The sequence below is a fragment of the Vibrio sp. 1F255 genome (assembly GCF_041439145.1).
Classification (GTDB): Bacteria; Pseudomonadota; Gammaproteobacteria; order Enterobacterales; family Vibrionaceae; genus Vibrio; species Vibrio crassostreae_C.
Map to the genome: position 1 here is coordinate 53,605 of NZ_JBGONQ010000023.1, position 25,849 is coordinate 79,453.

Annotated in this window: 30 protein-coding genes; 10 read left to right on the top strand and 20 right to left on the bottom strand. The window is 45.0% G+C overall.

Annotated elements, in window-relative coordinates; translation table 11 throughout:
- Positions 1–50: 50 nt before the first annotated feature.
- From mgtE to ACED41_RS13865, 12 genes are all read right to left on the bottom strand, one after another.
- On the bottom strand, positions 51–1,406 hold the full coding sequence (gene mgtE / locus ACED41_RS13810; protein WP_017058911.1) for a magnesium transporter: 1,356 nt from the start codon (positions 1,404–1,406) through the stop codon (positions 51–53).
- Positions 1,407–1,554: 148 nt separating this feature from the next.
- Complete coding sequence (locus tag ACED41_RS13815; RefSeq protein WP_008220439.1) at positions 1,555–1,830, bottom strand: HPr family phosphocarrier protein; 276 nt, start codon at positions 1,828–1,830, stop codon at positions 1,555–1,557.
- A 2-nt stretch (positions 1,831–1,832) separates the two neighbouring features.
- Positions 1,833–2,702, bottom strand: coding sequence for an RNase adapter RapZ (rapZ, locus tag ACED41_RS13820; protein ID WP_371725136.1), 870 nt, complete (start codon positions 2,700–2,702; stop codon positions 1,833–1,835).
- Between the two features lies 1 nt (position 2,703).
- On the bottom strand, positions 2,704–3,165 hold the full coding sequence (ptsN, locus tag ACED41_RS13825) for a PTS IIA-like nitrogen regulatory protein PtsN (protein ID WP_004738707.1): 462 nt from the start codon (positions 3,163–3,165) through the stop codon (positions 2,704–2,706).
- 1 nt (position 3,166) lies between these two features.
- Complete coding sequence (gene hpf / locus ACED41_RS13830) at positions 3,167–3,454, bottom strand: ribosome hibernation promoting factor (RefSeq protein ID WP_009847742.1); 288 nt, start codon at positions 3,452–3,454, stop codon at positions 3,167–3,169.
- A gap of 62 nt (positions 3,455–3,516) precedes the next feature.
- Positions 3,517–4,977, bottom strand: a complete 1,461-nt coding sequence (locus ACED41_RS13835) for an RNA polymerase factor sigma-54 (RefSeq protein WP_017058913.1) — start codon at positions 4,975–4,977, stop codon at positions 3,517–3,519.
- Positions 4,978–5,031: 54 nt separating this feature from the next.
- Positions 5,032–5,757 carry an LPS export ABC transporter ATP-binding protein gene (gene lptB, locus ACED41_RS13840; protein WP_004735304.1) on the bottom strand — a complete coding sequence of 242 codons (726 nt, stop codon included), beginning with the start codon at positions 5,755–5,757 and terminating at the stop codon, positions 5,032–5,034.
- A 2-nt stretch (positions 5,758–5,759) separates the two neighbouring features.
- Positions 5,760–6,254, bottom strand: coding sequence for a lipopolysaccharide transport periplasmic protein LptA (gene lptA / locus ACED41_RS13845; RefSeq protein WP_017058914.1), 495 nt, complete (start codon positions 6,252–6,254; stop codon positions 5,760–5,762).
- Entirely contained in the window at positions 6,235–6,798 is a 564-nt protein-coding gene (lptC, locus tag ACED41_RS13850) for an LPS export ABC transporter periplasmic protein LptC (RefSeq protein WP_017058915.1), read from the bottom strand. Before lptC ends, lptA begins: the two co-directional genes overlap by 20 nt.
- Complete coding sequence (gene kdsC, locus ACED41_RS13855; RefSeq protein WP_371725137.1) at positions 6,795–7,352, bottom strand: 3-deoxy-manno-octulosonate-8-phosphatase KdsC; 558 nt, start codon at positions 7,350–7,352, stop codon at positions 6,795–6,797. The genes lptC and kdsC overlap by 4 nt, the downstream gene beginning before the upstream one ends.
- Positions 7,352–8,323: an arabinose-5-phosphate isomerase KdsD gene (kdsD, locus tag ACED41_RS13860; protein ID WP_017058917.1), complete on the bottom strand. Its 972-nt coding sequence runs from the start codon at positions 8,321–8,323 to the stop codon at positions 7,352–7,354. Before kdsD ends, kdsC begins: the two co-directional genes overlap by 1 nt.
- Positions 8,324–8,357: 34 nt before the next feature.
- Entirely contained in the window at positions 8,358–9,323 is a 966-nt protein-coding gene (locus ACED41_RS13865; RefSeq protein ID WP_017063737.1) for a calcium/sodium antiporter, read from the bottom strand.
- 264 nt (positions 9,324–9,587) lie between these two features.
- Between ACED41_RS13865 and mlaF the strand changes: the two genes are divergently transcribed.
- From mlaF to ACED41_RS13905, 8 genes are all read left to right on the top strand, one after another.
- The gene (gene mlaF, locus ACED41_RS13870) at positions 9,588–10,382 is read left to right on the top strand and encodes a phospholipid ABC transporter ATP-binding protein MlaF (RefSeq protein ID WP_017058919.1); all 795 of its coding nucleotides are present in this window, start codon (positions 9,588–9,590) and stop codon (positions 10,380–10,382) included.
- A gap of 1 nt (position 10,383) precedes the next feature.
- Positions 10,384–11,163, top strand: a complete 780-nt coding sequence (mlaE, locus tag ACED41_RS13875; protein ID WP_017058920.1) for a lipid asymmetry maintenance ABC transporter permease subunit MlaE — start codon at positions 10,384–10,386, stop codon at positions 11,161–11,163.
- Between the two features lie 2 nt (positions 11,164–11,165).
- Positions 11,166–11,657 (top strand): outer membrane lipid asymmetry maintenance protein MlaD, encoded by a 492-nt coding sequence (mlaD, locus tag ACED41_RS13880; protein ID WP_017058921.1) that lies wholly within the window; start codon positions 11,166–11,168, stop codon positions 11,655–11,657.
- 52 nt (positions 11,658–11,709) lie between these two features.
- Positions 11,710–12,339, top strand: a complete 630-nt coding sequence (locus tag ACED41_RS13885; RefSeq protein WP_120459707.1) for a phospholipid-binding protein MlaC — start codon at positions 11,710–11,712, stop codon at positions 12,337–12,339.
- The gene (locus tag ACED41_RS13890) at positions 12,339–12,647 is read left to right on the top strand and encodes a lipid asymmetry maintenance protein MlaB (RefSeq protein ID WP_017058923.1); all 309 of its coding nucleotides are present in this window, start codon (positions 12,339–12,341) and stop codon (positions 12,645–12,647) included. Before ACED41_RS13885 ends, ACED41_RS13890 begins: the two co-directional genes overlap by 1 nt.
- A gap of 13 nt (positions 12,648–12,660) precedes the next feature.
- A complete protein-coding gene (gene ibaG / locus ACED41_RS13895; RefSeq protein ID WP_017058924.1) occupies positions 12,661–12,915 on the top strand; it encodes a BolA family iron metabolism protein IbaG in 255 nt (84 codons plus the stop codon).
- Between the two features lie 8 nt (positions 12,916–12,923).
- Complete coding sequence (murA, locus tag ACED41_RS13900; protein WP_017058925.1) at positions 12,924–14,189, top strand: UDP-N-acetylglucosamine 1-carboxyvinyltransferase; 1,266 nt, start codon at positions 12,924–12,926, stop codon at positions 14,187–14,189.
- A 152-nt stretch (positions 14,190–14,341) separates the two neighbouring features.
- Positions 14,342–15,067, top strand: coding sequence for a 1-acylglycerol-3-phosphate O-acyltransferase (locus tag ACED41_RS13905; RefSeq protein ID WP_017058926.1), 726 nt, complete (start codon positions 14,342–14,344; stop codon positions 15,065–15,067).
- Between the two features lie 124 nt (positions 15,068–15,191).
- On the opposite strand, the gene ACED41_RS13910 is transcribed toward ACED41_RS13905, so the two are convergent.
- The 5 genes from ACED41_RS13910 to arcA form a co-directional block, all read right to left on the bottom strand.
- Positions 15,192–15,581, bottom strand: coding sequence for a RidA family protein (locus ACED41_RS13910; RefSeq protein ID WP_004735319.1), 390 nt, complete (start codon positions 15,579–15,581; stop codon positions 15,192–15,194).
- Between the two features lie 136 nt (positions 15,582–15,717).
- Positions 15,718–16,179, bottom strand: coding sequence for an aspartate carbamoyltransferase regulatory subunit (gene pyrI, locus ACED41_RS13915; protein WP_017058927.1), 462 nt, complete (start codon positions 16,177–16,179; stop codon positions 15,718–15,720).
- A gap of 12 nt (positions 16,180–16,191) precedes the next feature.
- Positions 16,192–17,121 carry an aspartate carbamoyltransferase gene (gene pyrB / locus ACED41_RS13920; protein ID WP_012604860.1) on the bottom strand — a complete coding sequence of 310 codons (930 nt, stop codon included), beginning with the start codon at positions 17,119–17,121 and terminating at the stop codon, positions 16,192–16,194.
- A gap of 266 nt (positions 17,122–17,387) precedes the next feature.
- A complete protein-coding gene (locus ACED41_RS13925) occupies positions 17,388–18,392 on the bottom strand; it encodes an ornithine carbamoyltransferase (protein WP_065584323.1) in 1,005 nt (334 codons plus the stop codon).
- Between the two features lie 157 nt (positions 18,393–18,549).
- Complete coding sequence (gene arcA / locus ACED41_RS13930) at positions 18,550–19,770, bottom strand: arginine deiminase (RefSeq protein ID WP_017069412.1); 1,221 nt, start codon at positions 19,768–19,770, stop codon at positions 18,550–18,552.
- Positions 19,771–20,346: 576 nt separating this feature from the next.
- Between arcA and rraB the strand changes: the two genes are divergently transcribed.
- Both rraB and ACED41_RS13940 read left to right on the top strand, forming a co-directional pair.
- Complete coding sequence (rraB, locus tag ACED41_RS13935) at positions 20,347–20,763, top strand: ribonuclease E inhibitor RraB (RefSeq protein ID WP_017058930.1); 417 nt, start codon at positions 20,347–20,349, stop codon at positions 20,761–20,763.
- 125 nt (positions 20,764–20,888) lie between these two features.
- Entirely contained in the window at positions 20,889–21,683 is a 795-nt protein-coding gene (locus ACED41_RS13940) for a hypothetical protein (RefSeq protein WP_371725138.1), read from the top strand.
- A 49-nt stretch (positions 21,684–21,732) separates the two neighbouring features.
- On the opposite strand, the gene ACED41_RS13945 is transcribed toward ACED41_RS13940, so the two are convergent.
- The 3 genes from ACED41_RS13945 to ACED41_RS13955 all read right to left on the bottom strand — a co-directional run bounded on the left by ACED41_RS13945 (position 21,733) and on the right by ACED41_RS13955 (position 25,781).
- The gene (locus ACED41_RS13945; RefSeq protein WP_017066666.1) at positions 21,733–22,227 is read right to left on the bottom strand and encodes a GNAT family N-acetyltransferase; all 495 of its coding nucleotides are present in this window, start codon (positions 22,225–22,227) and stop codon (positions 21,733–21,735) included.
- A gap of 47 nt (positions 22,228–22,274) precedes the next feature.
- Positions 22,275–22,679 carry a DUF2061 domain-containing protein gene (locus ACED41_RS13950; RefSeq protein WP_017058933.1) on the bottom strand — a complete coding sequence of 135 codons (405 nt, stop codon included), beginning with the start codon at positions 22,677–22,679 and terminating at the stop codon, positions 22,275–22,277.
- Positions 22,680–22,907: 228 nt separating this feature from the next.
- The gene (locus tag ACED41_RS13955; protein ID WP_017063742.1) at positions 22,908–25,781 is read right to left on the bottom strand and encodes a valine--tRNA ligase; all 2,874 of its coding nucleotides are present in this window, start codon (positions 25,779–25,781) and stop codon (positions 22,908–22,910) included.
- Positions 25,782–25,849 lie beyond the last annotated feature (68 nt).

The window sequence follows — 25,849 nt, forward strand, 5'->3', positions numbered from 1 at the left end:
CCTTTTTGTTTTCTGTATTTCGCCAAAAATTGGCTAACTGCTTATGCTAACTAGATCAGTATGGTCGCTAAGCCTAGGAACACCGATAGGCCAATAACATCGGTTACTGTGGTCAGTGCCATACCGCCAGCAAGGGCTGGATCGATATTCATCTTCTTCAACATCACTGGGATAGTTACACCAGCAATACCTGCGACAATCAAGTTGGTCATCATCGCCGCTGAGATGATGCCTCCCAGTATCCAGTTACCTTTCCAAGCCACCACGATACCACCAATGATAACGGCCCATAGAACGCCGTTTAGGAAGCCGATGGCTGCCTCTTTGAGTAGCAGTTCGCGTTTGTTACTGTCACCGATATGACCGAGTGCCAAACCACGAATCACCAGAGCAACGGTTTGGTTACCCGCAACACCCCCCATCGAAGGCACGATAGTCATCAGAACCGCAATCGCTGCCATTTGATCGAGCGTTGCTTCAAACATGTTTGATACAGATGCTGCCGCCAGTGCTGCGAGTACGTTAGCACCAAGCCACACACTACGACGACGAGCAGATTTTACGACCGGTGCGAAGGTATCTTCGTCATCGTCCATACCCGCCATACTCATCATTGAGTGTTCGGCATCTTCACGGATAACATCAACCACGTCATCGATGGTGATACGACCAACAAGGTGCTGGTTACTATCGATGACAGGCGCAGAAACCCAGTTACGACGTTCAAACAGGCTCGCGATATCTGACGCACTGGTTTCTACCGCGATCGCTTCGTCGGCATCATCCATCACTTCTGAAACAGGGACATCAGGTTGAGTCGTTACTAGCGTGGTAAGTGATAGGTTACCGATAAGACGTTCTTCTTCATCAATAACATACAGAGCATCAGTTGCATCCGGCAGTTCGCCACGCATACGCATGTAGCGCAATACAACGTCAACATCGACATCACCACGAATCGTGATTACGTCGGTGTTCATGATCGCACCCGCTGAATCTTCAGGGTACGACAGGGCAGTTTCAACTAATGCACGATCGACGGAGTCCATTTGAGAAAGGACTTCGCGAGAAACATCGTCGGGTAGGCTTCGAAGTACGTACGCGACGTCATCGGTTTCCATACCTTCGGTTGCTTCTGCCAAGGTCTCAGGTGCCATTTTCGACACAAGAGCATCTTTGACGTCTTCGTTTAGTTCATCAAGAATTTCACCGTAGTCTTCAGGATCGGTGAGTTGCCAGAGTACGTCACGACTTTTGCGAGGGGAGGCTTCTAAAAGGTGTGCAATATCTTCAGGCTCCATGTCCTGAAGTTGTCGGCGTACGTGAACAAATCGGCCGTTTTCTAGGGCTTCGCTGACTTCTTGGAGGGTTTGGTGAGCTTGGTCGAATTCTAATTGCTCTGCCATATTTTCCTCCTATCTCATTATTCTTACAATGCTTGGAATAGTAACTTAATTCTAGGGTTTATTTAAATCATAAACTTAGGTAGAACTAAGATTTAATATAGGTTGGTTGACCGTTTGAGTTTGCGGTGTTGTGAGTAAAGCGTCTTAGCTACTCACCCTCATCAAATTTATCTTCGATAAGGTGGCAAACGGCATCAAGTGCTTGTTGTGAATCAGTACCCGAAGCTTGAATCGTGATGTGTTGGCCTTGGGCTGACTCCAGCATCAATAGTCCCATTACGCTGTCTGCGGTGGCACTTTTATCTTCTTCACTATGAATTGTGATAGTGGCATCAAAGCTTTGTGCAAGCTCAACCAACTTTACGGCCGCTCTAGCGTGAAGACCCAAACGGTTTTGGATCAGTACAGTTCGAGTTAATTCCATGGTTAGCCCTGTTGGTGCGTCTCTAAAGAGGCATGTCTGATTTGAACTTGATGACCAAGTTGTTCGAAGTACTCACCAATTTTCTGGGTTAGATAGACCGAGCGGTGTTTGCCGCCAGTACAGCCAATCGCGACCGTTAGGTAACTGCGATTGTTCTTCTCTAACATTGGTAACCACTGTTCAACAAAGCCTTGGATCTGTTGCTTGAGTTCCAGAACTTCTGAGTGTTCTTCTAGAAAGGAGTGAATTGGTGCATCTAGCCCGGTTAGTGGTCGTAGTGCAGGTTCCCAGTGAGGGTTCGGCAAAAAGCGAACATCAAACACGTAGTCGGCATCACTTGGCAAGCCATACTTAAAACCGAAAGATTGAAAGACGATGATCAGCTCTTGCTTCTCTTTGCCTTCAACTTTAAATCGAACCTTTTCACTCAATTCGTAGAGGTTGCAGTCACTGCTGTCGATCACAATGCGGGCGTGCTCTGCGAGAGGTGTCAGAAGTGTCTTCTCTAAATCAATCGCTTGCTCAAGAGAGAGCTTTTCTTGGCCAATTGATAAAGGGTGGATTCTGCGGGTTTCGCTGTAGCGCTTAAGGAGTGTCTGCTTGCTGGCATCGAGGAACAATACATCAACATCGATGTTTGTAGCTGACTCGAGTTGCTCGAGCGTGTCGGTGACTAACTGAGGCTCTTTCGGTAGGTTACGTATATCAATACTTACCGCAACGTTTTGGTTGCTTTCGCGTACCGATTCGACAAAGTTGTTGAGCAGGTTTACTGGTAGATTATCGACACAGTAATACCCCAAGTCTTCTAGGACTCGTAACGCAACACTTTTACCGGCCCCTGATTGGCCACTAACCACGATTAATCGCATGTTATTGCTCGCAAGTTGGCACTTGAATCATGATGTCGTAAAGCTCTTGATCGCTCTGAGCATTACGCAGCTGTTTAAGAGTCTGCTTGTCGTTTAGTCGTTCTGCCATACAAGAAAGGGTTTTTAGATGCTCTTTGCATTGTTCGCTAGGAACAAGCAGGGCAAATAGTAGGTCGACAGGACGATTATCAATCGCATCAAATTCGATAGGATCTTGGCATTGCAGTAATACAGCTATCGCTTTATCACTGACATTCATACGAGCATGGGGAATCGCGATACCATTACCAATACCGGTACTGCCCATCTTCTCACGGCTCAACATACACTCAAATAGCTCTGTTGAATCTTGACCGCAGCTCTCAGCTGCTATCTGGCTGATGAGCTCAAGGGCTCTTTTTTTGCTTGTGCATTGGACTGCACTTTTGGTGCAGTCCAATGAAAGTACTTCGCTTAATTGCATGTTAGTGACTACTTAGCTTTTCTTTGTGCTTGTTGAGTTGGCGGACGAGTTTATCAACCAATGAATCAATCGCGGCATACATGCTTTCATCTGTTGCTGTCGCATGGATTTCCCCCTGATTTATATGCAGGGTAGCTTCTGCGATTTGATTGATTTTCTCAACTTTTAAAACAACCTGAACGCTATTGATATGATCAAAGAAGCGCTCAAGTTTGTCGAATTTGGTGTGAACATAGTCTTGCATTGAATCGGTAAGATCAACGTGATGGCCTTGAATATTGATTTGCATAGACTTTCCTTTTCAGTTGGTTGCCTGATCATAGTTGCTAAGTAACTAGCGACTAAATGAGCTTATAGCAGGCGTTTACGCTGACTCGATGGGGCAATGCCCAGAGACTCACGGTATTTCGCTATGGTACGTCTAGCTACCTGAATTCCTTGGTCAGCCAGTAAAGCAGCAATCTTACTATCACTTAGAGGCTTCGCGGTATTTTCCGCTGCGACAAGCTTCTTGATGAGTGCGCGAATTGCTGTAGATGAACATTCACCGCCATTGTCAGTGCTGACATGGCTTGAGAAAAAGTATTTGAGCTCGAAGATGCCACGTGGCGTATGCATGAATTTTTGAGTCGTCACACGAGAGATCGTGGATTCGTGCATATCAACAGCTAACGCAACATCATTAAGAACCATTGGCTTCATCGCTTCTTCGCCATGTTCGAAGAAATCACGCTGATGTTCAACAATGCATCGCGCAACTTTGAGTAGCGTCTCATTTCGGCTCTCTAGGCTTTTAATTAACCACTTTGCTTCTTGCAAATTTGAGCGGATGTATTGATTGTCGGCGCTGTTGCCTTTACTGCCCAGATCAGCGTACTGCTGATTCACTTTCAACTTAGGCACGCTATCAGGGTTAATGGTCACTAACCATTTGCCAAGGTCTTTGAAGACAGATACATCTGGAACCACATACTCAGTTTCATCCGGAGTAATCTTACTGCCAGGACGAGGGTCCAGCTGTTGAATCAGTTGCAAAACTTCACGTAGTTCTGCTTCTTTCAACTTGGTCTCTTTGATAACCAGTTTGTAATCGCGATTGCCGAGTTGGTCGATATGGCTAGTAAGTACTAACTTAGCTTCGTTAAGCCAAGGCGTATCTTGGGGAAAGGTTGCCAGTTGCAGTAACAAGCAATCTTGCAGGTTGACTGAACCGACACCTAGCGGATCAAACTGCTGAATTCGTTTACGTACCGCTTCAATTTCATCAAGCTCGATCTCTTCATTGTCGAAGTTTTCAAGGATGTCTTCACAAGTTACAGTGAGGTAGCCGTAGTCGTCGATGGCATCGATTAATGCAAAAGCGATGCTTCGGTCGGTGTCAGTGAATGGCGTTAAGTCGAGTTGCCAAAGTAGGTAATCGTGCAGGCTTTGAGTGGTTTCGCCTTGATAAACCGGCATGTCGTCATCAATCGCAATACCCGTGTTACCGGTGTTCGCGCTGTAGACGTCTTCCCAAGTTGTGTCGATTTCTAGTTCGTTGCCAATCTCTGATTTTTCGATTAAGTCTGAGCTATCAGGTAAGTCTTGCTCTGTGGCTTCAACAGTTTCTTTTTCGTCACTGCTAGGTTTTTCTTCCGATGTTGGCGTATCTTCATTGCCTTCTTCGACATCGAGTAGTGGGTTAGATTCAAGTGCTTCTTGAATCTCTTGCTGCAAATCTAAAGTAGACAATTGCAACAAACGAATCGCTTGCTGCAATTGAGGAGTCATTGCTAACTGTTGGCCTAGCTTAAGTTGTAATGAGGGTTTCATTCAGTGTGACTTACCTAGTTATTATTCTTAGAACTCTCGATACTCTCTATATAATCATAGACGGAATTGTTCGCCTAGATAAACTTGTTTAACTTGTTCGTTATTGAGAACATCTTCAGGAGTACCCTCAGCGATCAGGTGTCCTTGGCTTACGATGTAAGCTTTTTCACACACGTCTAATGTTTCACGAACGTTGTGGTCGGTAATCAAAACGCCCAAGCCGCGATCACGCAGGTGAACAATGATTTTTTTGATATCGATTACTGAGATCGGGTCAACACCGGCGAATGGTTCATCCAATAGAATGAACTGCGGGTTTGCTGCTAGTGCACGAGCAATCTCTACACGACGACGCTCACCACCCGACAGAGCCATACCATTGCTGGTGCGGATATGTTGGATGTGGAACTCTTCTAGCAGGTCTTCCAGCTTATCTTGGCGTTGTTCGTTGGTCATTTCATCACGGGTTTGTAAAACCGCCATGATGTTGTTCTCTACGGACAACTTACGGAAAATCGATGCTTCTTGAGGCAGGTAACCGATACCAAGACGAGAGCGGCTGTGCATTGGTAAGATACTGATGTCTCGGTCATCAATGCTGATGGTACCTTCATCACGCGCCACCAAACCAACAATCATATAGAAAGATGTGGTTTTACCTGCACCGTTAGGCCCAAGCAGACCGACGATCTGGCCTGACTCTACCTGTAAGCTTACATCGGTAACAACCTTACGTTTACTGTAGGTTTTCGCTAGGTTTTTTGCTTTAAGAACAGCCATCGTTACTTATTCACTTCCGTTGGTTGTAAAACCGTTGACACTCGTTTGTTTTCACCACTGTCAGCGACTAATTTCTGAGAACCGATCTGGTAAGTGATCTTAGAACCGCGAATGATGCTGCCATCTTGAGATAACATCGCATTCTTAGTCATGATCAGTCGGTCGGCAACAAGCTGGTAGTGCAGGTCGTCAGCTTCACCGTAGAGTGTCTTACCGTCGTCAGTAAGCTGAGAGAAGGTTGCTGGCTTACCGAAGCCTTGAATTTCTTCAATCTCACCGTTTACGGCGTTACGAGTAACAATAACCTTATCGGCATTGATATTGATGCTGCCTTGTTTAAGGTTCACATCACCAAGGAAAGTCACTTGGTTACTTTTCATATCCAATTGCTGGCTGTCTGAGTCAATGTAGACAGGTTGCTCACTATCCGAAGACAGAGCATAGACATTAGGTGCCGCAAGGGTCAAAGCGAATAAACTAAGGTGTAAGAGTTTCATATCTACCTTGAACAGAATTAAAGAGGATTGCATTGTTGGTACCGAAGTTACCTTTCATTGCTTGTCCCTCAGTTTCAAAAAATGTACCGATCATATGGACCGGAGTCTCTGAATAAAAATCTCGGCTAGGCAGCTCAACAACCATTTTATCTGTGGTCATTGTATCGAAGCTGGCTTCTGGCAACAGGTTCTTTGCTACGACGTTGTCATAAAACGTGACAACTTGATTCTCATCCATAATCGCGCGATCAGCGGTGACTTGCCATTCAATCGTGTGCCCTTCACGGAATACCGAAAGAACTGGGTTTTGAAAGTGCGTATCGCCAACTACTGAGTAGTGTTCTAAATACGTCGATTCAACCTGATAGCTGCGAATACCGCTTTCGTCGTAGCTAATGTTGTTCAGGCTTTTGCCACTAAACGCGGGCAGCTCCAAATTTGGAGCCACTTGTATCGTTGATGTTTGCTCTTTGTCGTACAAGTAATAGGTCGACCAAGAGGCAATAAATATGAGTATTAAATAGATAATACGAGTAAAACTCATATGCTTAAACCTTTATGCACGTCGAGTTCATTTCTTGCTTGTAAAATAAGGTCACAGACTTCACGTACCGCGCCATGACCACCGTTAATGGTTGTCACGTAGTTTGCACGCTTTGCAAGTAGCGGGTGCCCATCTGCCACACAGACCTTCAAGCCAACTTTTTCCATTACAGGCCAGTCAATCAGATCGTCTCCGATGTAACCTGTATTTTCAGGGTTTACAGAAAGCTTATCGCAAATATCTTGGTATGCCTTAACTTTATCGTCTTGACCTTGATAAATCAGCTTAATGCCTAGAGCGGTCATACGATTCTCAACAATTTGAGATTTGCGACCCGTGATGATCGCGATTTCAATGCCTGCGTTCATCAGTGATTTGATACCGTAACCGTCACGAGTGTGGAAGGTTTTCAGCTCTTCACCGTTGTTGCCCATGTAGATGCGACCATCAGAGAAGACACCATCGACATCGCAAATCAGCAGTTTGATCTCTTGTGCAATTGCAAATACATCTGAATTAACAGTGCCGTATAGAGTTTCGACTGTCTGTGTCATTACATTACTCCTGCTTTCAGTAAGTCATGCATGTTTAACGCTCCGACTAATTTACCTTCTTGGCATAACATCAGGCCATTGATGCTCTTCGCTTGCATCAAGTTTAAGCCCTCAACCGCGAGCATGTTTGGCTCGGCTACCGTCGGGTTTAGCGTCATCACATCACCGATCTGCGTGTTATGGATATCAACGCGTTTGTCTAAGATACGGCGTAAATCACCATCGGTAAAAATACCGGCCATTTGGCCATCTTCACCAACGATTGCTGTCATGCCTAAGCCTTTCTGAGATATCTCTAGTAGAGCGTCTCTTACTAGTGCGTCGGGTGCTACAACAGGAAGTGAATCGCCTGTGTGCATGATGTCGTCGAGCTTCAACAGCAGCTGACGACCTAAAGCGCCACCAGGATGAGACAGGGCAAAGTCTTGAGCGGTGAAGCCTCGAGCCTGCAAAAGTGCAACGGCTAATGCATCACCCATGACCAAAGTCGCCGTGGTGCTTGTTGTTGGTGCTAAGCCCAGCGGACAAGCTTCTTCCGGTACTGAAATTTGTAAATGGATATCAGACAGGGTTGCCATGTTTGATGCTGGCTTGCCTGTCATGCTGATGATCTTGATGCTCAGACGCTTTAACACAGGAAATAGGCTGAGGATTTCTCCCGATTCGCCGGAGTTGGATATTGCAATCACAATATCACCAGGTTCGATCATGCCTAAGTCGCCATGCGCCGCTTCGCCTGGGTGAACAAAGAAAGCCGATGTCCCGGTACTTGCCAATGTTGCTGCGATTTTGTTGCCAATGTGGCCTGATTTACCCATGCCCATCACAACGACTTTGCCTTTGTTGTTCAGGATAAGGTCGCAAGCTTTACAAAAATCATCATTAAAATATTGGTCTAATTGAGTGAGACCTGCAACTTCGGTTTCCAAAACTTGTTTTGCAACGCTGCGGTAATCAAATGGCTGAGACATCAAATACTCCAAGTACGGGAAGTTAAATCAACAATTAAGCCGACATGTTCATTAATAGGTAACTTTGGTAGGCCACGAACGTCACAATTAACACGCCGCCTTCAATACGATTCACACTACGAGATTTTCCTAGTGCCATCACAACAAGTAGTAGCGATACGCCTAGCATTACCCAGAAGTCACGACCCATAGCGAACTCGCTCAAGATCGAAGGGTTTAGGATGCCCGGGATACCCATAACAGCAAGGATGTTGAATACGTTTGAACCAATGATATTACCTACAGCCATATCATCTTCACCCTTCATAACGCCGGCTAGTGATGCTGCAAGTTCAGGAAGGCTAGTACCAACAGCAATGATGGTTAAACCAATGACAAGGTCGCTCATGCCGAAGAACTTCGCGATGATCACAGCGTTATCTACCAGCATATCAGCAGCTAAAGGTAGGACGATTAGACCAATCACGACCCACATTGCAGCCTTAGGGTTACTTACGCCTTCAGGGATCTCTGATTCTTGCTCATCAAGGAAAGCATCGCCGTTCTTTTTCTCGCTGCGGCTGATTTGCAACATAGCAAACAAAAACGCGGCAAAAAGAACAAACAACAACACGCCTTCATAGAAGCCTAAATGGTTATCCCACAATAGGGCGCCCGCTAGCAGAGTGACACCGATCATTAATGGTAGTTCACGACGAATCACGCCTGAGCTAATCGATAACGGCTTGATAAGGGCTGTAATACCTAAAATCAGCGCGATGTTGGCGATGTTAGAGCCCAGTACGTTGCCTACAGCTGTATCTGTTTTGCCATCAAGGGCTGCTGTCGCAGAAACCATCATTTCAGGAGCCGAAGACCCCATTGCTAAGATCGTCATACCGATAACTAGTGGTGAAATACCGAAGTTGCGAGCAAGAGCAGCGGCACCGTAAACCAGCTTATCTGCACTCCACACCAAAAAACCTAGACCGATAATAAGAAACGCAATCGCTTCAAGCATGATGATTCCTAAAAAATTAATAAAAACGGAGAATTAACCGCTAATTTTGACCTGTTGCTAGATAAAAGGGAAGTCACTCGGCAAATTAATTACCAGTTAGCAGGCAAGAAAGAGAGATCAATAGATAATTTCCTAATGCTTTCAAATCCCTGCATAGATTCCTGTTTAATATGAATTAATTGAACAGTGCTTTTAATTCTAAAGTAGACTCATTATTATTGCAGCCATAATTGGCGTTTTTTAAAGCAAGGAAACAACAAAAATATGTTGAACACTGAGCTTGTGAAAGTTAAGAACCTCAGCTTCTCACGCGGTGACCGCGTTATCTTTGATGACATCAGTTTAGAGGTGCCTCAAGGCAAGATAACCGCCATCATGGGGCCGTCTGGGATCGGCAAAACGACTTTACTGCGTTTGATCGGTGGGCAACTGCCGCCAGATGAAGGCGAAGTTTGGTTTGATGGTGACAATATCCCTGCATTATCACGTCGAAAGCTATATCAAGCACGTAAGAAAATGAGCATGCTATTCCAATCGGGTGCGCTTTTTACGGATCTCAATGTCTTTGATAATGTGGCGTTTCCGCTGCGAGAGCACACTGAACTTAATGAAAAATTCATTCGTACCATCGTATTACTTAAGCTTGAAGCGGTAGGATTACGTGGTGCTGCGCAATTGATGCCGAGTGAGTTGTCTGGCGGAATGGCTAGGCGTGCCGCACTGGCGCGCGCAATCGCACTGGATCCAGAACTTATCATGTACGATGAGCCGTTTGTTGGCCAAGATCCCATCACCATGGGCGTATTGGTTGAATTGATCCGAAATCTCAATCAAGCCTTGGGCTTAACCTCGATTGTTGTTTCTCACGATGTGCCAGAGGTGATGAGTATTGCTGATTGGGTTTACCTCATGGCAGATAGCAAGATTATTGCCGCTGGAACACCTGATGAGTTGTACAACAATAGCGATCCGAGAGTGCAGCAATTTTTGCAAGGCGAAGCCGATGGTCCAGTACCATTTAGATTCCCTGCGAAGAGCTTAGAAAAGGATTTGTTTTAATATGATTGTTAAAACTATTGCGGGTGTCGGTAAGCGTACACTTGCGAGCTGTGAGTCATTTGGTCGAGCAAGCCTGATGTTATTTGGGGCTTTGTTTGGCATCCCGCGACTAAAAAACTTCCCCTTATTAGTAAAACAACTTTATAGCGTTGGCGTTCAGTCATTGGCTATTATTTTAGTTTCGGGTCTGTTTATCGGCATGGTGCTCAGCCTGCAGGGCTATGTCGTGTTAATTGACTACGGCGCTGAGGGAAACCTTGGTCAAATGGTCGCGCTTTCACTGTTGCGTGAGTTGGGGCCTGTGGTGACTGCGTTATTATTTGCAGGTCGAGCCGGTTCAGCACTCACGGCAGAGATTGGGTTAATGAAGGCAACAGAGCAGATCTCAAGCCTTGAGATGATGGCCGTTGACCCTCTTAAACGCATTATTGCACCACGTCTTTGGGCCGGGCTTATCTCAATGCCATTGCTTGCTATGATTTTTATGGCGGTAGGTATTTGGGGCGGTCAACTGGTTGGTGTTGATTGGAAAGGCATTGATCACGGCAGTTTCTGGTCTGCGATGCAGTCTTCAGTAGAACTTGGCCGAGATATTGGTAACAGCATGATCAAATGTATGGTCTTCGCTATCACCGTAACTTGGATCGCACTTTTCAATGGTTATGACGCAGTACCGACTTCAGAAGGTATTAGTCAGGCAACCACACGCACTGTAGTGCACTCTTCTCTAGCGGTACTAGGGCTAGATTTTGTTCTTACCGCATTGATGTTTGGGAATTAATCATGCAACAAACTCGAAAATTAGAATTATGGGTCGGCACCTTTGTTATTGCCGGAATTTGCGCAATCTTAATCATGATCTTTCAAGTCGCTGACGTAAAAGGCATAGGTTCGAACCATACTTACAATCTAAAAGCGACCTTTGACAACATTGGCAGCCTAAAAGTTCGTTCTCCAGTGAAAGTGGGTGGCGTCGTTGTTGGACGAGTTAAAAGCATTGAGCTTGATACCGAGAGCTACCTTCCTGTCGTTGAACTGTCTATTGACGGGAAGTACTCACAATTTCCAGATACCTCTAGTGCTCAAATTTTAACATCTGGCTTAATTGGTGAGCAGTACATTAGTCTGGTTCCAGGCTTCATTTTTGATGATGAAGAGATGTTGGTCGATGGTGATTCAATTGAAGACACTAAGTCAGCATTGGTACTAGAAGATTTGATTGGCCAAGTGCTGTATAGCGTTGGTGGTTCTAATGACAGCGAAGCTAAGGAATAAGATAATGTTGAAAACTATTAGTTATTTAAAAGCTATTGGTTACTTGAAATCAATGTTTATGGCGGCAATGGCGTTGCTTATTTCTACCCAAGCCTTTGCTGCAGAATCGATTGACCGTACTCAGCCTTACCAGATGATGACTCAAGTTGCCGAAGTGGCATTTGAGCGTTTGAAGAGTGAACAAGACAACATCCACCAAGATCCAGAGTTATTGAAGGTCATCGTGGAAGAAGAGTTGATGCCTTATGTGAATGCACAATATGCAGCTCTTAAGTTACTTGGACCAAACTTGAAAGGCGCGGATAGAAAAGACGTGGGCGTGTTTATCGATTCATTCCGTAAATACCTTGTTTCTTCTTATGCCCAAGTGCTGACTCAATACACAGATCAGACGATTGAATTTGGTCCAGAACCAAAAATCAAAGCGGATAGCCGCATTACCAGTATCAAGGTCGACATCATCGATACGCCGCGACCAAACATTAAGCTTGAATTTAAGCTTCGCAAAGACAAGAAATCTGGCGAGTGGAAAGCATTTGATATGGTTGCCGAAGGTATTAGCTTGTTGTCGAGCAAGCAATCGGAGTGGAATACTAAGATTCGTCAAGAAGGCATCTTACAAGTTGCAGACGAACTAGAGAAATTAGCCGCACAACCGATTCGTTTTGAGAGTAACAAATAATGAGCCATTCTCAATGGCAAGCACTAAGCTCTAAAGAGTATCAACTGTTCGGTGATTTAGACCGAGACAGTGTCCCTGCAATCTGGCGTATATTGGAAAAGTGGCAAACGACGGAATCGAGCGTTGAAATTGACCTTAGCCATATAAATCGAGTCGATTCAGCAGGAATGGTGATGCTAATTCACTTATTAGAGCATGCAAAAAATCAAAACTGTCATATAATGCTCAGTTTCGTGCCAGAACAATTACGAACGTTGTTCCAATTGAGCAATATCCAGCCAATGATGGCAGAACACATAAAAAATTAGGCAGGAGCTATTTGTGGACAGCACAAAAGTACAAGAATTATTAGCAGAAGCACTGAACCTTCAGGAAATTTTCGTGAAAGGGGAAGGCAGTCATTACGAAGTTGTTGCGGTTGATCCATGTTTTGACGGCATGAATCGAGTTAAGAAGCAGCAACTAATCTACGGCCCACTAATGGAATACATTCAACGCAATGACATCCATGCTCTTTCTATTAAGGCTTTCACGCCGGAAGAGTGGGAACGTGATAAGAAACTGATGTCACTTTAAGGTTTATGATGGAAAAGTTTCGAGTTATTGGATCGGATAAGCCGCTAAGCGGTGAAGTGACGATCTCAGGCGCAAAAAATGCAGCGCTACCTATCTTATTTGCTTCAATTCTTGCTGAAGAGCCAGTGGAAGTAAGTAACGTTCCTCACCTACGTGACATCGATACTACGATGGAACTGCTTAAGCGTTTAGGCGCAAAAGTATCGCGTAATGGTAGTGTTCATGTTGATGGCAGCGAAATTAATGAATTTTGTGCGCCTTACGATTTAGTGAAAACAATGCGTGCTTCTATCTGGGCTTTAGGTCCTCTAGTCGCTCGTTTTGGTGAAGGCCAAGTGTCACTTCCAGGCGGTTGTGCAATTGGTGCTCGACCTGTTGATCTGCATATCCACGGTCTAGAGCAACTAGGTGCGACCATTAAGTTGGAAGATGGTTATGTGAAAGCAAGTGTTGATGGCCGTCTGAAAGGCGCGCACATCGTGATGGATAAAGTAAGTGTGGGTGCCACCATTACTATCATGTGTGCAGCAACGCTAGCGGAAGGAACAACAGTACTCGATAACTCAGCGCGTGAGCCTGAGATTGTTGATACGGCTGACTTCCTAAACAAACTGGGTGCTAAAATTTCTGGCGCAGGTACAGATACGATTACTATCGAAGGCGTTGAACGTCTTGGTGGTGGCCAACACTCTGTGGTTGCTGACCGTATTGAAACAGGTACTTTCCTGGTTGCTGCTGCTGTTTCTGGCGGTAAAGTGGTTTGTCGCAACACCAACGCTCATCTTCTTGAAGCTGCCTTAGCGAAGCTTGAAGAAGCGGGTGCGAAGGTTGAAACGGGCGAAGACTGGATCAGTCTTGATATGACGGGTCGTGAACTGAAAGCGGTGAAAATCGTAACGGCACCTCACCCTGGTTTCCCAACCGACATGCAAGCACAGTTTACTCTGCTTAACATGATGGCGAAGGGCAGTGGTGTTATCACTGAGACTATCTTTGAAAACCGTTTTATGCACATTCCTGAGTTACAGCGAATGGGTGCAAAAGCGGAAATCGAAGGTAACACGGCTATCTGTGGTGAAACGGAAAAACTGAGCGGCGCTCAAGTAATGGCAACGGACCTTCGCGCATCTGCGAGCCTTGTTATTGCTGGCTGTATTGCTCAAGGTGAAACCATCGTTGACCGTATTTATCACATCGATCGTGGCTACGATAAGATTGAAGATAAATTGTCAGCCTTAGGCGCAAACATTACACGATTTAGTGAGTCGAACTAACCTAGGTTAGTGGATTCATGAATCAGTAAGATGAAAACATAAAAGTCGGAACCTTGGTTTCGGCTTTTTTATAGTTGTATTTACCGCGAGTAAATCTATTGCTCATTTTTGCGCGAATAGATGAATCAACTTGGCGGTCGGTGAGGAACAAAATGATAGCAATATTACGTATTTTCGCAGTGGCGATATTTGCGATTCTTATGTTTGTATTTGGTTGTGGTTACTGCCTATTAAGTCCACGCAACCCGAAACACGTATTTACCTTTGGCCGTTATTTCGGTCGCATGTCGAAGATCTTCGGCATGAAGTTAGAGCTTCGCATCCCAGAAGATGCCTACTCTCGCGGCCAACATGTTTATGTGGCGAACCACCAAAACAGCTGGGATCTATTCACGATTTCATCAGCGGTAACGCCAAAAGTGGTAACTGTTGGTAAGAAAAGCCTAGTGTGGATGCCTCTATTTGGTCAGCTTTACTGGTTGACGGGTAACATCCTAATTGACCGTGCTAACCGTAGCAAAGCGGTAGGTACGATTGATCAGGTCGTGACGAGTCTAAAAGAGAGCGATGTTTCAGTTTGGATGTTCCCTGAAGGCACTCGTTCTCGTGGCCGTGGTCTGCTGCCATTCAAAACAGGTGCATTCCATGCTGCGATTGGTGCTGGCTTGCCTATCATCCCTATCGTGTGTAGCTCAACCGGTGGCGTGAAGCTAAACCGTTGGAACAATGGTCACGTGATTGTTGAAATGCTGCCACCAATCAGCACTGAAGGCTACGACAAGTCTAATGTTCGTGAACTGGCTAACCTAGCTCGTGAGCAGATGGCTGCGAAACTTGAAGAGTTAGACAAAGAAGTGGTTGAGCTTAATAAAAAGTAATTATCTAAGCGAAACGATGAACAATAAAAAAGGTTGCCAACGGGGCAACCTTTTTTGTATCTAATAAACACTCAGCATTACGCTAAGTCGTTTATCCGAAGGTGTTTAATCTAGAGATTAAAAGCTATTTGCGAACCGCAATAGCTTCGATCTCGATACCTACATCTTTTGGTAGACGAGCTACTTCAACACATGAACGTGCAGGGTAGTTTGCAACGCCGTGCTCATCGAAGAATTTGCCGTAAACCTCGTTTACTGTGCCGAAGTCGTTTAGGTCTTTAACGAATACCGTTAGTTTTACGATGTCTTTTACAGTCAGGCCTGAAGCTTCAACAACCGCTTGAACGTTGTCTAGAGATTGGCGAGCTTGCTCTGCGATATCAGCAGATACTTCACCAGTTGCTGGGTTTACTGGGATTTGACCAGAAGTCAGTACCATGTTGCCAAGGTCAACGCCTTGTACGTATGGGCCGATTGCAGCTGGAGCAGATTCTGTGTGAAGTACTTTAGTCATTGGTTTATTCCATCAGTTATTAGATAAAAATCAATTTTCAGTGTGCCTTCAAACTTTGGATAGGTAAAGCGCAAAATACCCCGCACAGGCGAGGTATTTGATAGTTTTTACATTCGGTCTGCTTTGCCGTATGACGTTATCTTTCTGTTACGATCTCGCGAGAGAAGACTTTTTCGCAATACTTACACTTCAATCGAATATCTTCTTTCTTTTCAAAGATCTTAAAGCTACTTTCAACCGGTTCATTGTGAGTAATACAGTTGGTGTTTGGACACTCGAACACATCGTTGATTTGCTCAGGAAGTTCTAGTGGTAGTTTCTTAACCACTTCGTAATCTTCGATTTGATTCACTGTTGCGTGAGGCGCATAAAGTGCCAGCTTGCTCGCCTGTTCTTCTGTGATAAACACATTCTCAATCTTGAGCAGGTCTTTTCCGCCTAGTGCAGAAGACGGTAGATTCAGGCCAATCGTCACGCGCTGATGAGAGTTGTGCATGTCGAACAGTTTTAGAACCTTGATCCCGATATTGGCTGGGATATGGTCGATAACAGTACCGTTTCTGATTGCTTCAACTTTTAATTGAGTCTCTTTAGACATTATATCTCTCCTCTACAGCGTTTCGTTAAGAACAAGGGCTAGCAATGCTTCACGGGCGTAAACACCATTCTCTGCTTGCTGGAAGTAGTAAGCGTAAGGTGTTTTATCGACATCGACAGTAATTTCATCAACGCGAGGAAGAGGGTGCAGAACCTTCAGGTTATCGCGTGCATTTTCCAGCATCGAAGCGGTCAGGATGTATGCGGATTTTATGTGCGCGTATTCTGACTCATCGAAGCGCTCTTTTTGAACTCGAGTCATGTACAAGACATCGAGCTCAGGAATCACATCTTCCATGTCCGTCAATAGTTGGTACTTGATGCCCGCTTCATCAAGCTCTTCGCAAATGTAGTCTGGCATCGCTAGAGCTTCTGGAGCCACGAAGTAGAAACAGATGTTGTCGAACTTCGCTAGTGCTTGAGTCAATGAGTGAACCGTACGGCCGTACTTAAGGTCACCAACGAATGCAACGTTTAGGTTGTCGAGGCGGCCTTGTGTCTCAGCGATAGAGAATAGGTCTAGTAACGTTTGTGTTGGGTGTTGGTTTGCGCCGTCACCTGCGTTAATAACAGGTACACCGTTTGAGAACTCAGAAGCCAGACGCGCTGCGCCTTCTTGAGGGTGACGCATCACGTAAGCGTCAACGTATGAAGAGATAACCTGTACCGAGTCCGCTAGCGTTTCGCCTTTCTTTGCCAAAGAAGTGTTACCACCACTGTCGAAACCAATCACATCACCACCGATGCGTTGAATCGCAGTTTCAAAAGAGAGACGAGTTCGCGTAGAAGGTTCGAAGAAGCAGCTGGCAACAACTTTGTTCTTGATGAGTTCTGGGTTTGGCTCAGCCTTTAGCTGACCTGCCGTTTGAACAATTAATTCTAGCTCTTCACGAGAAAGCTCTGGAATTGAGATGATGTGCTTTTGATAGAGCGAATTCGCCATGATCTTCTTCCCCACAATAATGTATTGGCCATAAAAAAGCCCCCCATAATGGGAGGCTTTAAAAAAGTGCTGAAAAGCAGAATAGACGGCCTGGTAAGCATCTTAGCTTACGAGCAATATTTGGTGTTTTCACAATATTACTATGTGTTATCACAATATTGGTTGGCGTCATTTTCACTACTCTCAGACAAATTGCCGAGAATTATACGCTTTCAATTTGTGAGCGCAAGCGATTACATCAAGCTTTTGTTTACTTTCAGTATTCGCTATTGACCCAGTGTCGCAACCATCACCGCTTTGATGGTATGCATGCGATTTTCAGCTTCATCAAACACAATTGAGTAATCCGATTCAAAGACTTCATCAGTAACTTCTAAACCGTTCATTCCATACTTATCTGCGACTTGCTGGCCGATCACGGTTTCATTGTTATGGAAAGCGGGTAGGCAGTGCATGAACTTCACTTGAGGGTTACCAGTTAGCTTAATGACATCCATATTCACTTGGTATGGTTTCATTACCGCCACACGTTCGTCCCAAGCTTCAGGGGCTTCGCCCATCGAAACCCAAACATCGGTGTATAGGTAATCACAACCTTTCACGCCTTCAGCAACGTCTTCAGTTAACGTGATTTTTGCGCCAGTGTTTTGCGCAATGGTTTGGCACTCTTCAACAAGCTGCTCTTCTGGCCAAAAGGCTTTTGGCGCGACAAGGCGAATATCCATGCCCATCTTCGCGGCTCCGACTAACAGAGAGTTACCCATGTTATTGCGTGCATCGCCTAGATAAGCAAAGCTGATTTGGTGTAGATGCTTCCCGCGGCCATGCTCAAGCATAGTGAGGAAATCAGCCAAGATCTGAGTAGGGTGGAACTCATCGGTTAAGCCATTCCAAACCGGCACGCCCGCATAAGCGCCTAAGTCTTCAACGATACTTTGGCCAAAGCCACGATATTCAATGCCATCGTACATGCGTCCCAATACACGCGCCGTATCTTTCATTGATTCTTTTTGACCAATCTGAGAACCAGAAGGGCCAAGGTAAGAGACTTGAGCACCTTGATCAAAGGCGGCAACTTCAAACGCACATCGTGTTCGAGTTGATGCTTTCTCGAAGATCAAAGCAATGTTTTTGCCGTTGAGTTTCTTCTGCTCAGTGCCTGCATACTTAGCTTTTTTTAGGTCAGCAGACAGGTCGAGTAAAAACTGAATCTCTTTAGGAGTAAAGTCGAGAAGTTTTAGAAAGTTACGATTGCGAAGATTAAAGGCCATCTCTCGCTCCTTGCGTATATAGAATCAATGAAGAACTTAGTTAAACATAAAAATGCTATATTTGTGAATATTTATTTTATTAATTTGATAAAAAAGGCCAGTAAATGAATACTGGCCTAGATAAGACTATTGAGTCTGTTTGACTGAGCTCTTTGACTTAGATACCGTCTCTTTCGATAGGGCAACTCATACAGCGCGCGCCGCCACGACCACGGCCTAGCTCGTTGCCAGGAATCGTTAGAACTTCGATACCCGCTTTGTCGTATTTCTCATTGGTGTAAACATTACGCTCATAACCAATCACGGTACCAGGTTTCACTGTCAGTACGTTGTTAGCGTCATTCCACTGTTCACGCTCAGCTTCGTAGTTATCACCGCCGGTAGTGATGATCTTCAGTTGATCAAGGCCTAGTGCGCCTTCAATCGCTGACAGGTAGTTTTCAGCTTTCTCGACACGCATTTCGCCGTTTTCTTTTGGCGTTAAGCGCCAAGTGTCGAGGTCTTTACGAACGATCTCTGGATAGACAGAGAACGTGTCGATATCCATGTGTGTCATCACCGTATCAAGGTGCATACAAGAGCGGTGTTTTGGTAGATCGATCGCAATCACTTCGCTCGCTTGGCCTGATCTAAATAGGCTAGCCGCTAGGTTTTCGACACCTTGTGGTTTCGTACGCTCTGAAATACCAACCAGTACCGCACCTTTACCGATAACCAGTACGTCACCGCCTTCAATGTTAGCGTTGTCGTAGTGAAGGTCTTCGTCACCAAAGTACTTAATGAAATCTTGGCCTGCGAACACTGGGTGCCAGCGGTAGATAGCACGCAGGTGGTTCGTTTCACGTTGACGTGCAGGCTTCATCATTGGGTTAAGCGATACACCACCGTAAACCCAGCAAGAAGTATCTCGCGTAAATAGGTGGTTAGGCAGTGGCTCGATAACGAAATCGAGTGGTCGATGCATTTTAGGCAGCATCGATGATGATTTGATAGGAAGCTCAGAGTAGGCCAAGCCACCGAGTAAGATCGTTGCTAGATGCTCATTATCCATTTGAGCAAGGTAGTTTCTTAAGTCACGGGCGAAAGTCGGCCCATAACGGAAATCTGAGATTTGAGTATTCAGCAACCACTCACGAGCCTGAGATACGGCAAGCGTTTCTACTAGCAGGTCATGCAGCAGTAGTACTTCTACGTCTTGGCTGCGCAGCGTTTCTGCAAAGGCATCATGTTCTTCACCAGCGGCTTCAACGGCAAGTACATCATCAAATAGAAGATCATGACAGTTTGAAGGGGTGAGGTGGGTGAGTGCTCTTTCAGGTCTATTTAGGAGAACTCGTCTCAATTGACCGACTTCGGAGCCAACGTACAGCTTACTCATTTTGCATCCTTACTATTAATCCAGCGTCTATTTATGACAAGCTTGTCCGTAATATGCAAGTTTTGTAGATTGAGTTAATACAAGGTATTTGGGTAATAATTGGTCATAAAACCTGTGATTTTTAAGTTTATACAGATTAAATTCCAACTAACTGGCTATCGAACGGAACAACGTTTTTGAGGATCTATGCTCAATTCGTGGCTTGTTAGAATTGAATTTTGCTTATTAATCGTGATTTTTTATTCACTATTATGCACTTTTTGATAACAAGCTGAGGATTTATGCACCCCAAAAGCGGTTTAGCGTATGCACCTAACGTGACTAATCACGCAAGTTTTATTCAATAAGCCCTAAAGTGGCCACAAAAACGAAATGCTAAAATACGGCGCAGTTAATAAAATGTTGAAAATTTGTTTCTGTGATTTTGATTTCACTTTTGAATTGATATTGGCGCTGCGATCTCGCGATAAACTTACCTTTCTAGGCCTGATCTGGGTGGCTTTTCTGGACGATCCGTGCCATATTTCGTGGCAATCAAATTTGATCTTTTCATAGTCAACACTCTGGAGCAGACACATGTCTCACGAAGATGAATATCTATCAGTAGCGGAATTAATTGAATTTCAAAAGGAAGAGACTCGCGACATCATTACAGCATTAATTGAAGATGGTAGCGATCCTGAAGCTCTATACGATATCGAGCATCACCTATTTGCTGAAGATTTCGATGTGCTTGAGAAAGCGGTTGTTGAAGCATTCAAAATGGGCTTTGAAGTGCTTGAAGCTGAAGAGACAGAAGACGAAGATGGCAATAAGCTACTTTGTTGTGATGCAACGATGCAATGTACTCTGAATGCAGAAGCGATTGATGAGCAAGTTGAGAAGCTTGTAAACCTTGCAGAGAAGTTTGACATTATCTACGACGGTTGGGGCACTTACTACGAAGGTGAAGATGCTATCTACCCAGACGAAGATGATGAAGGCGAAGAGTAATTCTTTCCCAATTTTAAAAAATGCCAGCCTCGAGCTGGCATTTTTTTACCCTCAGAAAAATAAATGTCTTTATATGCATTCATTCATTATAATGCGGTCAAAATTGATCTAGCTCAAGGAATGATATGCGGTTGCTTCTCGATGGTCTTTGGCAAATTTCGCCACTGACGGATCTCTCTATCCCACAAGATGACATCACCTTTCCGGCTCCGTTAAGCTCAAAGCTCCCTGATAGCTTGAGTGAAAGTCAAATTGCAGAGCAAGAGTGGCACCTGATGCACGACATCGAAGTGGATGACGCTATGTTAGCGTGTCCATTTGTTGAGTTAGTGATGGCTGGAGTCGATTATTTTGCTGAAGTTCGACTTAATGGTGTGGCTGTTTTTGATTGTGATGGTAGCCAAGCTGAATACCGTAAAGATATCCGTCCTTATATGCAGTCCGGCCGAAACCGTTTCGAGATCCTTTTCCTTGAAGAAGAGGAGAGCCTATTGCTTGAAGAAGACATGGATGACTCTGTATCTTCACAGGCTATCGCTAAATCTGATTCACGCATCGGGATTTGGCAAGCGCCATACCTGCAGTTCGTTCGAAACGTCAAGCTAGAGCAAGTTGTCACAGAGCAGATCTGGCACCACGGTGGTGGCTGTGAGTTTAAAGTGGATGTTATCTATCAAACGCTAAAGACGGGGTTAGTATCGGCATCCATCAAGTTTAATGGTATGACTCTCGTGATGCCGATTGATGTACGCGCTGAACATACTGGCGTCGTGTTCCAGGTCGAAGCTCCTATCATTTTTGATATTGAGAATCCTAACCCCAAGTATCTATACCCATTAGAAGTGGTACTTGATGGGCAAGAAGAGAGTTCTTTTGTTGCCTTGAACCCAACTTCTTGCGTCAGTAACTTTCTACGTTAACTCCGTATATTTTAGCGTTATCTTCTTTCGCTATAGCGGCGCATTCTGCTTATAACGACTTGGCCATGACAACCTCACAAGCGTCGTGGCCTGTTTCTCCCCAAGCTGACTCAAGATGCTCAAACCCAAGCTTCTCATAGAGTTTGACCGCAGCACCCAAGCACTTCGTCGTTTCTAAATACATGTGTTGATACCCAAGTTGCTTGGCTTGCTTTAAGCTCAAAGCGACAATTCGCTTGGCTAGGCCATGCCCTCGAGTTTGCGGTAAGAAGTACATCTTTTGTAGCTCACACACATTGGGTTTACCTGCTAGAGGGGCAAAGCCACCGCCTCCGACGATCTTTCCGTTGTGTTCGATAACCCAGTACATTGCATTCGCTTGGCTATAGACAGAGTACATATCGTCGAGTGTTGGATCGGCCACGCCATAGCCTTTATCTTCTGTGAGCCCATGCTCAGCCGAAACTTGGCGAATGATTTGTGCGATGCTTGGGTTGTCTTGCGGTGTAATGGGTCTAAGGGTGAACTCAGCAATTTGTTCCATGATCTGCCTATGAAAGGGTCACTAATATGTGACCCAATATATGGTGACTAAGCATGTTGGTGCAAACAGAATTGTTGTTGTGCCATTTGGTCGCCTGATTTACGTAACCAGACTTTCTCGTGGAAGTAGTAAGCAACGGTATTTAAAGTTGGCTCTAGCAAAGCCATCACACCGCCGATAAAAGCATCTCCAGTCAACAAGTAGACAACAGTAAAGGCAACACTAAAGTGGATGGTAGCAAAGCTTGCTGTTTTTAATTTGGTCATCCACTGACGAGCTTTAAGCGCTGGAACTTGAGCCCACGCCTTTTCATGAAAATAGAAGGCAACAGTATTCACAGAGGGCTCAATCATAGCGATTAAGCTACCAATTAAGATGTCGCCTGTTAGTACATAAGCGACACTAAATGCGATAGTAAAATGTAATGCAGCAAAGGTTAGTGTCTTTTTCATGATAATTACTCAGTCGTTGTGTTGTTTTGATAGGTCTATTATTGAGAATTATTATCATTAAGTATAATGGGAAGTAGAGATTAATTTGATAGATGAAACCTATCAATCAGTGCGGCTAGAGTGAGAAGCATTGGAATATTGGAATCAGGGACATAAAAAAAGGCTGGTCACCAAGACCAACCTTTCTATTTAGACCGAGAAGTTTGAAGCCTTCTCGTTCACTCGGTTTTAAAGCGCAGCGATTGTCGCTTTTTGCTCTTCAAGCTTAACAAGAGTTTCCTTGTAGCCTTCAAGCTTTTCACGCTCTTTCGCGATAACTGCTTCTGGTGCTTTAGCAACGAAACCTTCGTTACCTAGCTTACCTTCGATACGTTTAATCTCGCCGTGAGTCTTAGCGACTTCTTTATCTAGACGAGCAAGCTCTGCATCTTTGTCGATAAGACCCGCCATTGGGATCATCAACTCAGATTTGCCAACCAGTTTAGTTGCACAAGCAGGAGTCTCTTCACCATCAGCTAGAACTTTAATATCGTCTAGCTTAGCTAGAGAAGTAAGAACGATCTTGTTCGCTTCGATACGAGCGGCATCTTTCTCATCAGCAACCTTGATCATTACTTCTAAGCCTTGGCTTGGTGCAATGTCGTATTCCGCACGTAGGTTACGGATAGCAGTGATGAAAGTCTTAACCCATTCGATGTCGTCAACGATCTCAGCATTGAAGTTAGCTTCATTAAACTGAGGAAGCGCTTGAGTCATGATTGTCTCGCCTTCAACGCCGTCTACTAGCGGCTTAACGCTCTGCCAGATAGATTCAGTGATGTAAGGAAGAACAGGGTGAGCAAGACGCAGAGTCTTCTCAAGAACCGTGATAAGCGTGTAACGAGTCGCTTGTTGTTGAGCTTCAGTACCTTTCCAAAGAACAGGTTTAGTTAGCTCTAAGTACCAGTCACAGAATTGGTTCCAGATGAATTCGTAAAGCGTGTTTGCTGCCATGTCTAGACGGTAGTTGTCTAGGTGAGCATTAAACTCTTTCGCTGCAACTTCAAACTGAGACTCAATCCACTTATCGGCTAGAGAGAATTCCATGTTTGCACGGTCTTCTACAGACAGTGACATGCCACAGTCGTGCTCTTCTGTGTTCATCAGTACGTAACGGCTTGCGTTCCATAGCTTGTTACAGAAGTTACGGTAACCTTCAAGACGCTTCATGTCCCAGTTGATGTCACGGCCAGTTGAAGCCATAGCAGCAAGAGTGAAACGCAGTGCGTCAGTACCGTAGGGTTCGATACCGTTTTCGAATGTTTTACGTGTGTTCTTTTCGATCTTAGCAGCCAGTTTAGGTTGCATCATGTTGCCACAACGCTTCTCTACTAGCTCTTCAAGGCCGATGCCGTCAATCATGTCGATTGGGTCAAGTACGTTACCTTTCGACTTAGACATCTTATCGCCGTTTTCATCACGGATAAGACCTGTCATGTAAACAGTTTTGAAAGGTACTTGAGCCTTGCCATCTTCGTCTTTCACGAAGTGCATGGTCATCATGATCATACGAGCAACCCAGAAGAAGATAATATCAAAACCAGATACTAGTACTTCAGATGGGTGGAATGTTTTCAGTGCTTCAGTATCTTCAGGCCAGCCTTGTGTGCCGAACGTCCAAAGTGCAGAAGAGAACCAAGTATCCAGTACGTCGTCGTCTTGCTTAAGCACAACAACAGGCGCTAGGTTGTTCTTTTCACGAACTTCTTCTTCAGTGCGACCTACGTAAACTTTACCATCGTTGTCGTACCATGCTGGGATACGGTGGCCCCACCAAAGTTGACGAGAGATACACCAGTCTTGCACGTCACGCATCCACGCGAAGTACATGTTTTCGTACTGCTTAGGTACGAATTGGATTTGACCATCTTCAACCGCTTTAACTGCAGGTTCTGCAAGAGGTGCTGTGCGCACGTACCATTGGTCAGTCAGCATTGGTTCGATAACCACGCCACCACGGTCGCCGTAAGGGACAGTCAGGTCGTGATCTTTGATCTCTTCAAGAAGACCAAGCTCATCGAATTCAGCAACGATAGCTTTACGTGCAGCAAAACGCTCCATACCTTGGTACTTAGCAGGGATACCTGTTGAGTAAACATCGCTTTCTTCGCCGTTAGTCGTGAAGACTTCAGCAGCATCACGGATATCAGCATTGAACGTTAGGATGTTGATCATCGGTAGGTTGTTGCGCTTACCCACTTCGTAATCGTTAAAGTCATGAGCTGGAGTGATCTTCACACAACCCGTGCCTTTTTCCATGTCTGCGTGCTCATCGCCTACGATAGGGATAAGACGGTTTACAACAGGAAGTAGGATTTCTTTGCCGATAAGATCTTTGTAACGAGGATCTTCTGGGTTAACAGCAACACCAGTATCGCCAAGCATGGTTTCAGGACGAGTAGTCGCAACAACGATGTAGTCTTTACCATCTGCCGTTTTAACACCGTTCGCTAGCGGGTAGCGGAAGTGCCACATGAAACCTTTTTTGTCTTTGTTTTCAACTTCAAGATCCGAGATTGCAGTGTGCAGTTTAGGATCCCAGTTTACTAGACGTTTACCACGGTAGATTAGGTCTTCTTCGTATAGACGAACAAACACTTCTTGAGTCGCAGCCGATAGGCCGTCATCCATAGTGAATCGTTCACGATCCCAATCTACAGATGCACCAAGACGACGAAGTTGTTGAGTGATCGTGCCACCTGATTCGCCTTTCCATTCCCAGATCTTGTCGATGAAAGCTTCACGGCCGTAGTCGTGTTTTGTTTTGCCTTCTTCGGCAGCAATCTTACGCTCAACAACCATTTGAGTTGCGATACCAGCGTGGTCAGTACCCACTTGCCAAAGCGTGTTTTTGCCTTTCATACGTTGAGCACGGATAAGCGTATCCATGATCGTATCTTGGAACGCGTGACCCATGTGTAGGCTGCCAGTGACGTTCGGTGGCGGGATCATGATGCTGTAAGCTTCTTTTGATGTGTCACCGTGTGGCTTAAAGTAGCCTTTCTCTTCCCAAGTCTTATACAGAGCTTGTTCGATTGATGTTGGGTTGTATGTCTTTTCCATAGTGCTCTTAAACGGATACTGTGAATGGTTAATCGTGGTCAAACTTCATAAGTGAAGCTTCTTGAATC